The organism is Proteus sp. fly-1067 (assembly GCF_040139345.1).
Lineage (GTDB): Bacteria > Pseudomonadota > Gammaproteobacteria > Enterobacterales > Enterobacteriaceae > Proteus > Proteus vulgaris_B.
This window is the reverse complement of record NZ_JBEEUL010000004.1, coordinates 67948-83819: the sequence shown is the minus strand read 5'-3', so window position 1 is coordinate 83819 and position 15872 is coordinate 67948. Positions and strand designations below refer to the sequence as shown.

Below are 15872 nucleotides of genomic sequence, written 5' to 3'. Positions count from 1 at the left end.
ATGACAAAATTTAAAAGTGAGCTAACACCGCAACTTTCCTCCATTACAAAGAAAGTTGCTTGGTTTAATATTATAATTCAGTTAGCTTTTCCTATTTCAGCAACAATACCTGTCAATGTTTTTGCGGATGGGAATATACAAGAAAATCAACTCATTAATAAAGAAAATACGTATCAAGTTAAAGAAGGTGATACCCCTGAGTCTATTGCAAAGCAGTTTAATATAAAGCTATTTGAGTTAATTGAAATAAATCCTGATTATGTCTCTTTAGTCGGTAATTTAAAGATAAAAACAGGTATTACACTGAATATCCCTAGTAAATCTTTATTGACAAAAAAATGGTTAAATAATAACAATCAAGATAATCCTATTCCTTCAACAGACGGACAAGAACTCGCTCAAATTATTGTTGATAACTCATCTTTATTAAATAAAGAGACTGATGCAACACAATATGCAATTAGCCGAGTATCAAGTAAAGCCAATCAACAAATAGAACAATGGTTAAATCAATTTGGTCATGCTCGAGTATCATTATCCACAGATAAAGATTTTACGTTAGAAAATAGCTCGGCCGATTTATTAATTCCCATTTACGATCAAGAGAAAAATTTAGTTTTTACTCAAACAAGTTATCACCGTAAAGACTCACGTAGCCAATTCAACCAAGGAATTGGTTATCGTCATTTTACCGATAAATTTATGGTGGGACTTAATGCGTTTTATGACTACGACCTCAGCCGCTATCACAGCCGATTTGGTGTTGGTGCTGAAGTTTGGCGAGATTATTTTAAACTCAGCATGAACCACTACCATCGTTTATCCAATTGGCGCACTTCTGATGATGTCATGGATTATAACGAACGCCCAGCTAATGGTTGGGATATCAGAACAGAAGGCTATTTGCCAGCATATCCACAATTAGGTGCAAAACTTATTTTTGAACAGTATTACGGCAAAGAAGTGGGTTTGTTTGGCAAAGATAATCGTCAAGAAAATCCTCACGCTTATACTGCTGGACTCACTTATACCCCCGTTCCTTTGCTCACTTTTGGTGCAGAGCGTCGCTTTGGTTTAAACGACAATGGCGATAATCGCTTAGATATTAGCTTACAATATCACCTTGGTGAATCAATCTCATCACAGCTTAATCCTGATAATGTGCGAGCAATGCGTTTAATGTCGGGTAGCCGCTATGATTTTGTCGATAGAAATAACGATATTGTTTTGGAGTATAAAAAGAAAACGCTGGTTTTCCTCTCCATGGCACCTTCACTTTCGGGTTATGCCAATGAAGAAAAAGATCTCAATGTTTATGTTCACGCTAAATATCCCGTGAAAAATATTGAATGGTCTGCAAGTCGCTTAATCACCAATGGCGGTAAAATTAATCATAACGGTGGCTTTAATTATTCAGTTATTTTACCTCGCCATGTCACTGGTACTGAGCAACAAAATAGCTATACCATCAGTGCAATTGCTATTGATGAACAAGGTAATCGCTCTGATCCTGTACAAAGCAAAATTATAGTTTCTCAATCGGCAATTAATACGCAAAATAGCCAATTTACGCCTAAAATAAGCCAATTAGCTGCTGATGGGCACTCCACGCAATCATTACTGTTAACCGTACTGGATAACGATAAATTACCCGTTGATATTAATCTTAAAGAATTATCACTAAACAGTAGCTCGGATAACGCAATAAGCACCAGCCGAATTTCCGCGTTTACTCGTCTTGATGCAGGGAAATATCAGCTTACTATCACGGCAGGAAGTTCACCTGAAACGGTCACATTAACGCCGAAATTTAGAGATGATACCTTTAATTCGGCAAAGGTTGTTTTTATTGCTGATGATATTACTGCGCATATTGCCAAGGGTGAGTTAACAGTTGTTAAAGATAACGCCCCTGCTGATGGTAAAAGTCAAAATAAAATCCAAGCGATAGTCACTGATCTTAACCATAATCCAATTCCTCATTATCCCGTTAGCTTTAGTGCTGATAATGGTGCAACGATAATGCAACAAGGTGAGACTGACGCACAGGGTAAAATTATTGTTCCTATTACCAATACACTGCAAGGTCAAACAAACATTGAAGTCACAGTGAAAGATATTGCTTATGCGGCGAAAGTTAATTTCATTGCTGATGTTCATACGGCAAAATTAGAGACTTTCACCATCACGCCTTATCGCTCCTTTGCCAATAATAGTGATGAAAAAACGTTGGCATTTAAAGTCCTTGATGCCAATAAAAACCCCGTTCCAGATATCACAATTCAATTAACTGCTGACAATAAAGCGCAACTAAAACAAACCACATTAACGACTGATAAACAAGGTCTTGCCTCTACCACAATGACCAGCAAAATATCAGGAATTGTGACCGTTAGTGCTGAAGTTAATAACGTGGTTAGCCAAGAAAAAACACAATTTATTGCGGATATGTCAAATGGAAAAATCACGTCTATCACCGCATCTGCGCCACCTTATATTGCTGATGGTAAAACCCCAGTAACCTACACCGCTGTGGTAAAAGATAATAATAACAACCCATTAATCAACGCAAAAATTATTTGGTCAACTGATGGAGATCCTAATAGCGTAAAAATTGATGATATGTCTGTTACTGACGATCAAGGGATAGCGACGACGCAAATCACCAGCACCAAAGAGTTAGATGTAATAGTGACCGCCAGCATTAGCAACGATACTGTTGATGCTGCACCTATTCATTTTACTGCTGATATTCAACAAGCTCTTTTTGCTTCATTAACGATTGATAAAAACCAAATTACTGCCGATACCAAAGACAGTGCATTACTCACAGCGGTTATTACCGACAATTTAGGCAACCCGTTATCGGATATGTCAGTGCAATGGCAAGGCTCTCAAGGTGTAGTATTTAGTGCACCTCAGACACGAACTGATAAACAAGGACAAACTCAAACACGTATCACGACAAATCAAGCTGGTTTAACCACCATTAACGCCAAATTGGCAAATGGTAAAACAGCACAAGTTACCTTAATGGCCGTTGCTGATCATAACAGTGCAACTGTCACCATTACTCCACTGAATGGTAAAATCAGTGCAATTGCTGATGATAACGACACCCTGACATTTACAGCTCATGTTGTGGATTCACATCATAATCCATTAATGCAGCACCCTGTTTTTTGGCAGGCAACACACAATACATTAAGCAAAAACTTAGTTAAAACTGATAATAACGGCGACGTTAATATCGAATTAAAAGGAACACAAGCACTACCAACAACACTCACCGCAACGCTGTTAAATAAACAACAAGCGTCATTAGATGTTATCTTCACACCGGGTAATGCTGCCAGTGCACACAGCAGCATGATACTCAATCCACAATCGATTATTGCGGATGGTAAATCGGTTTCTACTGCCACTATTACGTTAAAAGATAAATTTGATAACCCTGTGCCTCAGCAAGCAAAAACACTGTTATTAACTGGGGATAACAACACCATTCAATTTAGTTCTATCAAAGAAATTGCCAAAGGAATTTATCAACTCAATATCAGTGGTAAACAAGAAGGAATAAGCACCATCAGTGCGCAATATCAGCAAAGCAATACCAAATTTACCTTAACTCAACCATTAGGTTTTGTTGCTGATACCCAAAATGCCGTGATTAAAAGTGTCACAGTTATCAAGCCTTATGAAGTCATTGCTAACGGTCATGATAAAGTTACACTTCGCGCAGAAATAGTTGATAAGCAAGGGAATCCAAGCATGGCAAATGTTGCTGTCGGTTGGATAAGTCCATTAGGCACATTCTCTTCCCCTCTCAGCAAAACTAATGCGCAAGGTATTGCCGAAACCACCATTTCCAGTACACAAGCGGGTGTAACACAAGTCAGTGCACTGTTAGACAGTCAGCAATCTTTAGATGCAGACCATATTATTACCTTTAATACTGATGTTATTTCTGCGGATCAATCTCAGTTATCGCTCACCCCTGATAGCATTGTTTCCACAGTAACAAAAGCCACATTGACACTCACATTAAAAGATAAAAATGGGAATTTACTCAAAGGATTAGCAAGTAAAATTAATGCTCGTTACAGTACGGATCTCACGTTTACAATCTCTCCTTTTACTGAAACGGATAAAGGTATTTATCAAGCACAAATTGGCGCGATAAAAGCAGGACAGACGGTCATCAGTGCCGAAGTCAACGCAGTCACTTTAACGCAAACCGCACCATTAACTGTCTTACCTAATGGACAAACGGCAAAAGTCAGCAAATTTGTGATCAGTGATAGAACACCTCATGCAGGAGATACCATCACCTATGATGCTTACTTAATTGATGCCAATGACAACCCTATTATTGCGGGTATGCCTGTCACATGGACAACAAACAAAGACAGTTTATTAGCTACACCGCTCACTTTTACTGATAGTAAAGGTGTAACACAAGCTAAATTAACCCGAGATCCCGCTGGTATTGCCAAAGTCAGTGTTGTATTAAGCACGGGTACTTATCCTGCAGATGATGTTAATTTTATCGCCGATGATGTTGACGAAAATCGCTCAGAAATTGGTTTATTGCCTTCAAGTATTATTGCTAATGGTAAAGATAGTGCGGTACTTTCATTAACGGTTCGTGATAAAGGAGGCAATATTCTGCCAGATCAAACTGTTGAAGGTATTTCAGCTAACCCAACCTTGCAATTTAGCACAGCAAAACAGGTGTCCCCTGGTCATTATGAAATCACCGTCACAGGGACTCAATCAGGCACCACACAACTCACTGTTAAAGTGAATGGAGTCGAATTTAAGAAGCAAAAAACCTTACAACTGCGCGCCGATCCAGCAACATGGCAAGTTAAAGCTGTTGATGTTGATAGAACAACCATAATTGCCGGTGACAAAGGCGTTAATTACCAAGCCACCATTGTCGATGCCAATGACAATATATTGCCGAACGTTATCGTCTCGTGGAAATTACAAGGCTTGGCGGATGATTATGACTTTAGTACCTACACCGATGCAAAAGGTGTCGCAAGAACGAAAGTCACAAGTCATGTTGCAGGCACATTAAAAATGAGTGCTTACCTTGATTTAAATAATCATAAACCTATTCATGATGTAGTTGTCACACCAGCTGATATTGACGCCAATAAATCAACCTTTAGCAGTAGCCGTCAATCTATTGGTGGAAATGACAAAGATAGCGCCTTACTCTCTGTTAAATTAATAGATAAGTATGATAACGCCATTGAGGGTAAAAAAGTGTCGATTACCGCCACCAGCGGCACACCTCACTTTAGCGATAATCCGTTAAAACCCGTGGGAAATGGAGAATATCAAACCAACCTCACGTCGAATGTCAAAACAGATATCGTATTAACGGCAAATTCAGAGGGGATAACGCTTGCCAAACCTATCACCATTAAAGTGACTATTCCTAAACCTGAGATTATTTTTGATAAGCCTATTCAGCAAGAAACCTATGCTTCTGCACCCATTAACGCATTAGGTTATACAGGTATTCCAAATAACATTAATGTGATGTGGTCTAGTTCTGATCCTTCAGTAGCCTCAATTGATGCTCTTAACGGTGAAGTATCGATGAAAAAAGCAGGAACCGCGATTATTACGTTACAAACGGCGGGTAATGACCAATATCAACCATCTCAAAGCAGCTATCCTTTGGTGATTGAAAAAGCGAAACCAAATCTAAAACTAACGTCCCCACTCTCTATACAATCAACATGGAATGATGGGGTAACATATAATGTTAGCGTTACTTTTGACAATGCTGATGCAAAAAATATTCCTTTAAATTATGTAAGTGATGACCAACACGTAATGACTATTGATACACAAGGTACTATTACGGAAGTCAAGCCCGGTAAAACAAAAATACATATAAACAGTGATGCCACCGAACAATTTTTAGCAGATACCGTGACCGTTGACTATCAACAAGATAAAGGAACACTGTCCATTCAATTTGCATCAAAAAACATGATATTATATGAAAATGATACCAATATTAAGGTTCAACAACCCATATCCCCTTTACCTAAAGAGGCGCAAGGTGTTTGGTCAGCAAAAGATCCTAGTATTGTTTCGATAAAAGAAGATGGAACCATTATTAAAGTCAGCTCAGGTAGCACAGAGATTACATTAACATCAAAAGAAAATGACTATTTCTATGAATCAGAAGGGTATTATTTTGTTAATGTAAGAAAGGTGCCTCATGTCACAATTAATTATGTCTCACGAAGAGTGGATAATAATAATAAAGCTCAAATTATTCCAAATACCAATACACCAATAAGTTGGACACCGGTTTATGAGGATGATGCGTTAACTTTTTCTTGGATACCGCCTAAAACATCCGGAATGGAATATGCAGTTAACTTTGAATTATGGGACGGTAACAAAAAAACTAGCAAAATATTTGAATATCCAGCAAACGCAATCGCTTCGGGGAATACAGTCACAACGCGATTAACGATGGAAAAAAATTCATTACAAAGCACTGATCTTAAAATCAAAGTTATTGTATTTGATCTTGCTGACAACAATAAAGAATACCCTACTTTCTACCCTTTAAATGTTAAAGCAATCTCTCCTAAATATATGGATTTTACATTAGCTGGAAAAATCTTATTTATTGAAACAAGTAATAATGGCACACAAACCAGTTCGTGCCGAACATTACCAACAGATACAATGACACATGTTATGGCTTCTCCTGTTACCTCATTAGGGTTATATTCTGAGAAATTATTATACCCTATAGCAGTTTCTCATAAACTCATTAATATTCAAGGTGATGCAAGTCGTAGTGAAGTCGATTATCATGATGAATACGTGTATAATACTTCAACTCAAAATAATTCTTTCAATAATACGTTTCCTTCATTAGCGATGAAAGAAGATTGTTTTCAACCTCTAGCAGGTGATCCTGATTCAGGCTCAGCGACATTAATCACAAATATCACGATCAATGGAGTAACCAAAGAATATCAACAAACAGTTCAATGGGACGGCACAGGTGATCCAAATAAAAATAAAGTCAGCACTATTTATAATAAAGCAGTAAATTAAAAAATGACTGATTAATATAAAACCCTCGTAAAGTTTACTTTTTACGGGGGTTTTTTAATCATCAATGCTTTTATCTTTTCTAATTTTAAGAAATCGACACTTTCTCTTGGTATTTTACATTCATCAACGTCACTACCAATGCACAAACTGCAATTATAGCTGCCAAACCAAACCCACCACGATACCCTATTGTTGCCGTTAAACTCACCAACATCATTGCACACGCCATTTCACCGATATCACGCATACTTTGTACTGCGGTCATATCAGTACCGGCTTGATTATCGGTTGACGCAAAACGCATGCCTGCGGTCATAATAGCCACAGAAGTGATCCCTGATGATAAAGAGCCTAATACAATACACACAGTAACTATTGTAAGACTGATAGAGCCTATTGATTGTGAAAGCCATAATAATGAGGAACCTAAAGCACACAGTAATCCTGCAGAAAAAGCGCGCCACACACCAATTTTATTAATTAACCAAGCACCACCGCCACAACCAAAGAAAAGGGTTACCATGCCACCCATCATGCCCATTTTCCCGATCTCTGCTAAAGACCAACCACTGTCACTTAAAAAGAGCTTTGCTAAACCAAAGCCTGATACTGCGGTTACTGCTGAAAGCAATGTCAGTGTTAATAGTCTTACCGCTCCTTTTCTCCGTACCATTTTTAATAGGCTTGCATTAGGTGAATCACCATTTTCACCCTCATCATATTTTGCTTTTTGACGAAATAACGTAATAAAAAATAAACTGATAGCGGGCACTAAGGCAAATAACAGTAATGCGGTATGCTGGCCTAATTTATCAGTGAGGATCATCATACCTGCTCCTCCTAAGAAAAAGCCGCCCATCACGCCTGCAATTTGAACAGCATTTATTTTCGATAATAACGTGCCACTCGCATGTTCAGCGGCCATACCATCTGTTGCAATATCCTGTGTAGCACTGGCTAATGAAGCGATAGCTAATAAAGTGACACCCCATTTTGCCGTTTCGATAGAAATACCAAGGATTGCTAATAATAATAAACAGAACGTCACAATGATCTGCATGGGAATAATCCAGCTACGGCGACGACCTAAAGATTTAAACCAATAATTATCAACCACTGGCGCCCATAAAAATTTTAATACCCATGGCAATCCAACTAATGGAATAAATGCGATTGCACTTAAAGCCGAACCTTCTTGGCGTAATAATGTAGGCAATGCATCCATCGCAATTCCCATCGGAATACCTTGTGCTAAATAAAGTAAACCTAGCGTTATCACTAATTGCCGATGTTTTAATAATTCTTGCATAACAGACTCCAATTACTGTCTTTTTAGTAGAAAAAGACCTATCAAAAAATAAAAAATAGCACTGATCAACAAGGCACAACTTATCCACCACAAAGCAGCGTGGGTTATAAATAAGTGACTAAAGACACTGATAAATAAAACCACACTACTGATGGTTAAAATAAGAAAAGTAAGTTGGATCACTTGCGGATAAAAAAAATAAAAAAGAAGCGTTATCAACCAAACACCAAAAAAAGGCAGTATCGGTGATAACGCGGAGAAAATAGCGAAAGGAAGTAAACATGTACTGGCAAAAATTAAGCCAGAACAACTTCCTAACACTAAACGGGAACTGATATTAATAGGCTTTTTTAATGCCCAAATTACTAATCCACTAAAGGTCAATACACAGGCCATCATTCCCATTAGGCAATGAAGTACCGATAAACTAAAATTTGCTGAACCTGCCCATAAATATTGACCATAATGCAAAGGTTGAATGGCAATAAAAGCACGTGTCCAAAATTGCTGAGACACAGAACTTTTTTCCGCAATCCAATGGTTATCTAAGCCAGAAAAAAATAACTGCTCAAAATTAGCGGTGCTGGGTAAATATAAATGAATACCACTCACTGTAATTTGCTGCTCAGTATTACTTCTATTTTTCCAATTAATAGTTTCAGGAATAAAGTCTGGTTTTTCTTGTGAAAGTTGAATTAATAATGAGCTAGGAGAAGATGCAATAAACTCAGATGAAACAGGCGTTGATTGTCCCATTAATTTCATCATGACTTGTACTGGAGCATCTGGCTCTACATATTTTGCGAGCATTAATGTACCAAATGCCCCTAATCCTGATAATGCTCCAGTTAATGCAAACATTACTAGCCAAGGATAACTCCATAATCCAATTACATTATGTAAATCAAAGAAAAACAGCCTACGCCCTTGATTAAAACGGAGTCGAAATAGTTGATAAACTTTACGGTGATGAATAACAATGCCCGTTATTAGTAATAGCGCAAACACAAAACCAAATAAACTAATAAATAACCGCCCAGAAAAACCCATAAATAGATTTTTATGTAAATTAACAATAGGAGAGATAACTTCTCTTACTGTAATTTTTTCACCCGTTTGTGCATTTAATTGCAGTGAACAATCGCCCATTCCTTGGCAGAAAGTAATAATTGGATGGTCTATAGAGGGTAATTTCACACTATTGAAACCGTTTTGACCTAATAGATATTCGCCTTTTACTAATAACTGATCTAACGGCAATAACTCTCTATCTAATGGCTTAAATTGAGCCCATAAATTTAAATTTTCATGTGCTAATGACCATGTTCCTGTCAATAGAATAATAAATAATAGAATACCAAACAAAGAACCCACTTGGTGATGAAGTTGTAAAAATTGGCGCTTTAATATTGCTTTCATACAATAAATTCCATCAATATTAAAGGTAATGGCCACCAGCTCCATGCGCGCCAAAATACCTGTTTTCCATTTAGTGAGAATAAGCTAAAACAGAGCAATCCACATAAACAGACAACGGGTAAAAAGACGGCTGCATATAGGCGATTAAGGGGGTCAGTGCTGGGATAAAATGTTGCTATCAATAATGACAGCGTAATACTCCCTATTACGCTGCCTAAAACAGCACAACTGATCAGCAGTGCCTTTTGCATTAGAAATCAGCCTTGATATTCAACATAACGTTACGAGGTTCGCCGTAACGGTTATTCCATTGAGGTGAGAAAAGGCTTGTGTAATAACGTTTATCAAAGACGTTATTAATATTTAATGCAGCAGACCAATGTTCATTAATTTGGTAACCTAAACGCGAATTGAATACCGCATAGCCACCTTGGCGTAACGTAACTTCACCGTTTGTTTTGCTATATTCACTTTGCGCTTGAATACCACCACCAACACTCCACTTACGCGCATCCCAAGGTAACTGATAATTTGTCCACACTCTTACCATGTGACGAGGCACTAATGAGTTAAAGCTATTACCTTTATTCAAGGTATCTTCTTTATATTCCGTATCGGTATAGGTATAACCGACCGAGAGATCCCAAAATGGCGATAAGTACCCCATTCCTTCAATATCAAAACCTTGACTAACAACTTTGCCGCCACTAATAAAATAGGTATTAAAACCACCGCCAGGATGTGCCGGATCTTCTTGTGGATTATTTTTCATGTCGATACGGAAAATAGCGGCTGATACATTAAGCCCACCGTTCATCAACGCTCCTTTGATCCCGGTTTCAACTGTTTGTCCTTCCACTGGTTTCAACATGTCACCACTCCAGGTTTTCCCCGTTTGTGGTTGATAAACCGTAGAATAACTGCTGTACCATGACCATTGAGGTGCAAAGTCCCAAATCAAACCACCATAAGGGGTGATTTTTCCATTTTCAGTAAACTTAGCTTGGGTTTTTTTCACTTCCCACCAGCTCGCTCTCGCCCCTGTAATCAATGTTACTGGCTCAATAAGCTTGATCCGCCCCATTCCATAGACACCAGTTTGTTCCGTTTTTGTCGCGCCTTGAGAGGAATAATCCGTTATTTGTGGTTTCGGTACACTATGAGGATCCCACCGATAAATATTTACAGGAACATTGAGAGGATCTTTAAATTGCCCAGTGTGCTGTTCTTCACTGGCTTTTGAGTAGCTCATTCCCACTATCAGATCATGTTGTAAGCCCCAACCGTTAAGTTTTCCTGTGACGTTGGTATCAAGACTGGTTTGATAGTTATGAAACTTGTATGCTCCTCCCATTAGCATGGCACCATCACCGGTTTCAGGATCAATATTTCCCCATGCCCCTGCATACAACAAACGCGCTTTAGCATATTGATAATCACCGTTGATTTTAAACAACCAATCATCATTAATTTGATGTTCAATTCCGGTAAATAACCGAGTGGTATCCCATTTAAAGCGATCCCAATCAGCATCTAAATAAGTTTTACGAGGAAGGTGTAAATCGCTACCATCTTTTCCCATTGGCACACCTGCCATATTGGTGATGGAGTCTATTGTTTGATATTGAATACCGGTACGTAATAGTGTGTTAGTCGTTAAGTCTGCATCCACTGTGGCATAAATCAAACGCGTCTTTTGATCTGAAATATCATAGAAAAAATCTTTATCTTCCCATGCCATTACGACACGACCGCGCACACTACCTTCTTGATTTAGACGTCCGCCCACATCGACTTCACCGCGATAACGGTTCCAACTCCCAGCCGTAAATGTTGCTTTTAATTGTGAGTCTAAAGGGGCGTGTTTACGTACCATATTGACGGTTGCCGCAGGATTTCCCATTCCATGCATTAATCCGTTAGAGCCTTTTAAGATCTCTACACGCTCATACACTGCCATATCTTGTGGCGAACTTGCCATATTTCCCATTAATGCGGGAACACCATCAAGTTCAAAGGAGTTAATTTGAAAACCACGTGCGTAATAAGCCGTTGTTAATAAAACAAAAGGTGCACTAGTAACCCCATTAGCACGAGTCATCACTTCATCAAGAGTATTTAGGTTTTGATTTTCTATCTGCTCTCTATCTATCACAGAGACAGTTTGTGGGATCTCTCTAGGTTTAAGCGCCATTTTACTTAATGTACTAACACCAGGAGCAAGGTTATTTCGGTTTTGTGCTACGCTTTCAGTCACAACCAAAACATCGACTGCTTTATTATTTTCTGTTGCTGTATTTGCGATGGCAGAAAGTGAAAATAAAGCGGTAGAACACAAAATAGCACATTGTGTTAATGCCAATTTATTTTGTGTACGTTGATTTAATACTGGCGATAATTTCTGTGTTTTATCTAAGCCAGCTAAAGAAGAAATGCAAACCATATTCATCCCAAAATATTCAAATGATAATGGTTATCACTCTACCAATTTTAGGATTACGGTATTTTAGATTGCCAGATTATCTCTTTCGATTGCCAATCGATATTGATTGGCAATCAGTAAAGATCTAACACTCACAATGAGCCACAAAAATTCAGAAACCATGTTGAAGATGACAACAACGTATTAGGCGAACCTTCAGCAATCACTTTTCCGTTATCAAGCACAATCACGTGATCAGCATGTTTAGCAATATCAGGATCATGCGTGATCACAACACGAGTAGATGTTAGCCCTTCAAGATAACGTACCACTTTCTCACGACTGACGATGTCGAGGCTCGCCGTTGGCTCATCTAAAAATAAGATCTTAGGATCGGCTAATAATGAACGCGCTAAACATAGTCGCTGTTTTTGTCCACCGGAATAACGATCTCCCTGATCGCCCACATCTTCATCTAAATCTGTTTGAGTCACCGATAAATTCAATGCATTAAGTAGATGCAAAATATCATTATCACTGACAGTTGAGTTATCATCTTGTAATAATGACCAACGCAATGTGCCTCTAATTAATTGATTATGTTGAAATACAATTTGTCTTGTTTGCGCTAATACACTCTCAGATAAATCATTGACCCTTTTGTCTCCATAATAAATCTGCCCTTTATCAGCATCCCTAAGACGTGCCAAAACATGTAATAATGTTGTTTTACCCGCACCAGAACTGCCGACAATTGCTGTCATTTTTTTATCAGGGCATAGCACTGTTATGTTAGAAAGGATCAGCGCTCCTAAACTATTATTCACCTCCAGTTGTTCACAACGAATGTCATTGCTTTTAGGAGTATCACTTTGTTTTGGGCTTTGTAATGTGGGAGCATCCAACGTATTTTTTATTAAAGTAAGTGATTGTTTACTCTGCCTTAATGCTTGATCAATATGAGAAAGCTGAAATAAAGGTTCAATAAAACGAGCGATTAATACCACGACAGCCAACCACTGCGTTAAAGTAAGAGTATTAATATCAACATTCACTACACCAATAACTAAAACAGCAATGAAAATAACCTGAATACATAAAGAAAAAATCAGATGATAGGGTAAGCTTCGTTGTAATAATTGCACTTGTTGGTGGTGTTGATCCAATAAGTCTTGCTGTAATTGCTGTGAAAACAGCGTATTTCTCCCACTTTTTCGCAATAATACCTGATGTTGTGCAAAATCAGCCAATGTTTTAGCCACAACAGACTCTGCTGTTTGCAGTGTCACTTCTTGTCTATACAGCCCCTTGGCACTGATCCGCATCACTGCAACAAGTAATAATGCAGCTACGATAAAAATCAAAGCAAAAATGATGTTATAAAATAAAAGCCCAATAATTACAGTTAATGGCGTCACTACAACACTAATAACAGGCGCTAATAAATGGGCAGGGATACTCATTGCACTCATTGCAGCACCTGAGCATAACGTGTGTGCTTGAGGTGGTGGTGTTAAACTACGAGGTAAATGGCGGATCAACGCTTGAACTAAGATTTTCATCACCGTTGTACCCGCAAGAAAACCTTTTAATGTCGCAATGTACTGAAAAACAAGTGTAATTAATGTTAATCCCGCTAACATCCATAAATATTGGCTAGCATCCTGATCCCAATAGATAATAATCGGCAATAATAATAAACCACACAGCCCTTCTAAAATGGCGCTCAATACCATAAAACTGAGAGGATATTTTAAAGATAAGAGTAATGAAACAAAGGGATTAGTCTTCATTTTGCTCTCCTTGTTTCTGAACAAAATCACTATAGCGCTCACAATTGAGTAGCAAATCATCATGATTTCCCATTGCTACTAATCTTCCATCAACCATAAATATCACTCTGTTGGCTTGTTGTGCTAAAACCAGTGAATGTGTGACGATTATCCGTGTCATGGTTTTATTTTTTAATGCATTAAAAATATGTTGGGCATTATCAGGATCTAGTGCTGAAGAAGGTTCATCAGCCAATAACAGTGGGCTATTAGCAATGAAAGCACGCGCTATTGCCAAACGTTGTGCTTCACCGCCAGAAAGTGGCGTTTCATCATTAATTAAAGTAGATAAACCTCGGGGTAAGTTAGTAACGACTTCAGCAAAATATGTTTCATTCATTGCTGATTGTAGTTGCTCTTCACTGCAATGGGGATTAAATAACAATAAGTTATCTTTAATTGAATAAGGCAATGGTTGACTGTTTTGCATCACCACTGTAGTAATTTGATTTAATGTATTACGTGAATACGCCTGTAAACGCTTATTCTCAATAAAAATCTCACCTGATGTTGCATCCATAAATCGAGCAATCAGTTGTAGTAAAGAGCTTTTTCCTGCGCCAGAGGGGCCTACAATGGCAATAAATTCTCCTTTCTTAATTTCAAAATTAATATTATTGAGGATCTCTTTATCACCATACGAAAGGCAAACAGAGTGTGCTGTTAACGCTACGGCGTGAGATATCGTCTCTGTTGATAAATCACCATATTGCATTTCAGGCTGATTTAATAATTGCTGTATCCGCTGCGCTGATTTTTTTGCTACACGTAAGGCATCACCGCCATGCCCCATAGCCATAACAGGCTCTGCAATACGTCTTAACAATAAAATAAACAGTAATAAATCGGCCAATGGTAACGCTTGTTCAAAAATAGTAGCACCCAATAATAGCCATCCTGTTAATAAGGTGGCACTCAATAATAATTGGGTAAGTGATCCTAATAATCCAACTCGTTTAACCCAATTTTGAAAATGAAAAACAAAATTAAATAGTGCTTTCTCTGTTTTATCAACAATTCCTTTATGCGGAAATTGGCGTGCTACGAGAGGATTTTCAGCAAGAAGTTGATAATCTTCAAAGAGCATTTTCATTGCCTCATCACGCTGTTCACAATAGGTTTGATAACGTGATGATTGTGTTTGTTTAAAACAAAAATAAGCAATGATTAAAGGAATAAGAGAGAAAACTAGTAAAAAAAGATTTACTGTTGATAACACAATAATGGCAATAGCAGGAACAACCATTAATTGCACAATATCAGCGGGTGCATGGGCAATTAATTGATGTAATGCTTTGATATCTTGCTGAACATATTGATTAATACCATTTTTCCCTTGGTTAACAAACCAATTTAATGGTAATTTCTGCATTTTTTCTGATAATGCTAATCGTAATTGGTAGGTTAATTTTGCATCCATTAAATGTGTTAAATGAAATGCAATGGTTTGTGATATTAGCCATACAATGCCACCAATAACCGCAATAGTTAGCCAGAATGTATTAGTAGAAGGGAAAGAAATAATCAGTTGATAAAGTGCTAACCAAGGTACTAAAGAACTAAAACCAGCAACAGCTTGTAGTAACAGCGCACCTATTAATAAAGAGCGATAAGGACGCAACAACGCCCATAATTCATTATGCATAATAATCTCCACAACATCTTGTGGCACTATAGCGAAAAGGGTATTTTCCCTCTAGCAACAAGACTTTAGATTGCGTGACTATTACTTTCGATTTAGACGCATTTTGCTTATTTATTAAGCAAGATGGAAAAGATAGAA

At 37.9% G+C, this 15872-nt stretch carries 7 protein-coding genes; 1 reads left to right on the top strand and 6 read right to left on the bottom strand.

The genetic code is table 11. From position 1 onward, the window contains the following. Positions 1-7107 (top strand): Ig-like domain-containing protein, encoded by a 7107-nt coding sequence (locus ABN217_RS07885; RefSeq protein ID WP_349459293.1) that lies wholly within the window; start codon positions 1-3, stop codon positions 7105-7107. 85 nt (positions 7108-7192) lie between these two features. Here the strand turns inward: ABN217_RS07885 and ABN217_RS07880 are convergent, their stop codons facing one another. From ABN217_RS07880 to ABN217_RS07855, 6 genes are all read right to left on the bottom strand, one after another. Next, entirely contained in the window at positions 7193-8416 is a 1224-nt protein-coding gene (locus ABN217_RS07880) for a RhtX/FptX family siderophore transporter (protein WP_340895113.1), read from the bottom strand. A 12-nt stretch (positions 8417-8428) separates the two neighbouring features. Continuing rightward, complete coding sequence (locus ABN217_RS07875; RefSeq protein WP_340895112.1) at positions 8429-9835, bottom strand: PepSY-associated TM helix domain-containing protein; 1407 nt, start codon at positions 9833-9835, stop codon at positions 8429-8431. Continuing rightward, positions 9832-10086 (bottom strand): hypothetical protein, encoded by a 255-nt coding sequence (locus tag ABN217_RS07870; RefSeq protein ID WP_072069454.1) that lies wholly within the window; start codon positions 10084-10086, stop codon positions 9832-9834. The genes ABN217_RS07875 and ABN217_RS07870 overlap by 4 nt, the downstream gene beginning before the upstream one ends. Next, complete coding sequence (locus ABN217_RS07865; protein ID WP_349459292.1) at positions 10086-12278, bottom strand: TonB-dependent siderophore receptor; 2193 nt, start codon at positions 12276-12278, stop codon at positions 10086-10088. The genes ABN217_RS07870 and ABN217_RS07865 overlap by 1 nt, the downstream gene beginning before the upstream one ends. A 131-nt stretch (positions 12279-12409) precedes the next feature. Beyond that, positions 12410-14050, bottom strand: coding sequence for an ATP-binding cassette domain-containing protein (locus tag ABN217_RS07860; protein WP_196553509.1), 1641 nt, complete (start codon positions 14048-14050; stop codon positions 12410-12412). Continuing rightward, on the bottom strand, positions 14040-15734 hold the full coding sequence (locus tag ABN217_RS07855; protein ID WP_196553508.1) for an ABC transporter ATP-binding protein: 1695 nt from the start codon (positions 15732-15734) through the stop codon (positions 14040-14042). The genes ABN217_RS07860 and ABN217_RS07855 overlap by 11 nt, the downstream gene beginning before the upstream one ends. Positions 15735-15872 lie beyond the last annotated feature (138 nt).

What these genes read in the sequence shown, in the direction of transcription:
- ABN217_RS07885 (WP_349459293.1), top strand. Translation starts at nt 1, where the DNA reads ATGACAAAATTTAAAAGTGAGCTAACACCGCAACTTTCCTCCATTACA.
- ABN217_RS07880 (WP_340895113.1), bottom strand. Translation starts at nt 8,416, where the DNA reads ATGCAAGAATTATTAAAACATCGGCAATTAGTGATAACGCTAGGTTTA.
- ABN217_RS07875 (WP_340895112.1), bottom strand. Translation starts at nt 9,835, where the DNA reads ATGAAAGCAATATTAAAGCGCCAATTTTTACAACTTCATCACCAAGTG.
- ABN217_RS07870 (WP_072069454.1), bottom strand. Translation starts at nt 10,086, where the DNA reads ATGCAAAAGGCACTGCTGATCAGTTGTGCTGTTTTAGGCAGCGTAATA.
- ABN217_RS07865 (WP_349459292.1), bottom strand. Translation starts at nt 12,278, where the DNA reads ATGGTTTGCATTTCTTCTTTAGCTGGCTTAGATAAAACACAGAAATTA.
- ABN217_RS07860 (WP_196553509.1), bottom strand. Translation starts at nt 14,050, where the DNA reads ATGAAGACTAATCCCTTTGTTTCATTACTCTTATCTTTAAAATATCCT.
- ABN217_RS07855 (WP_196553508.1), bottom strand. Translation starts at nt 15,734, where the DNA reads ATGCATAATGAATTATGGGCGTTGTTGCGTCCTTATCGCTCTTTATTA.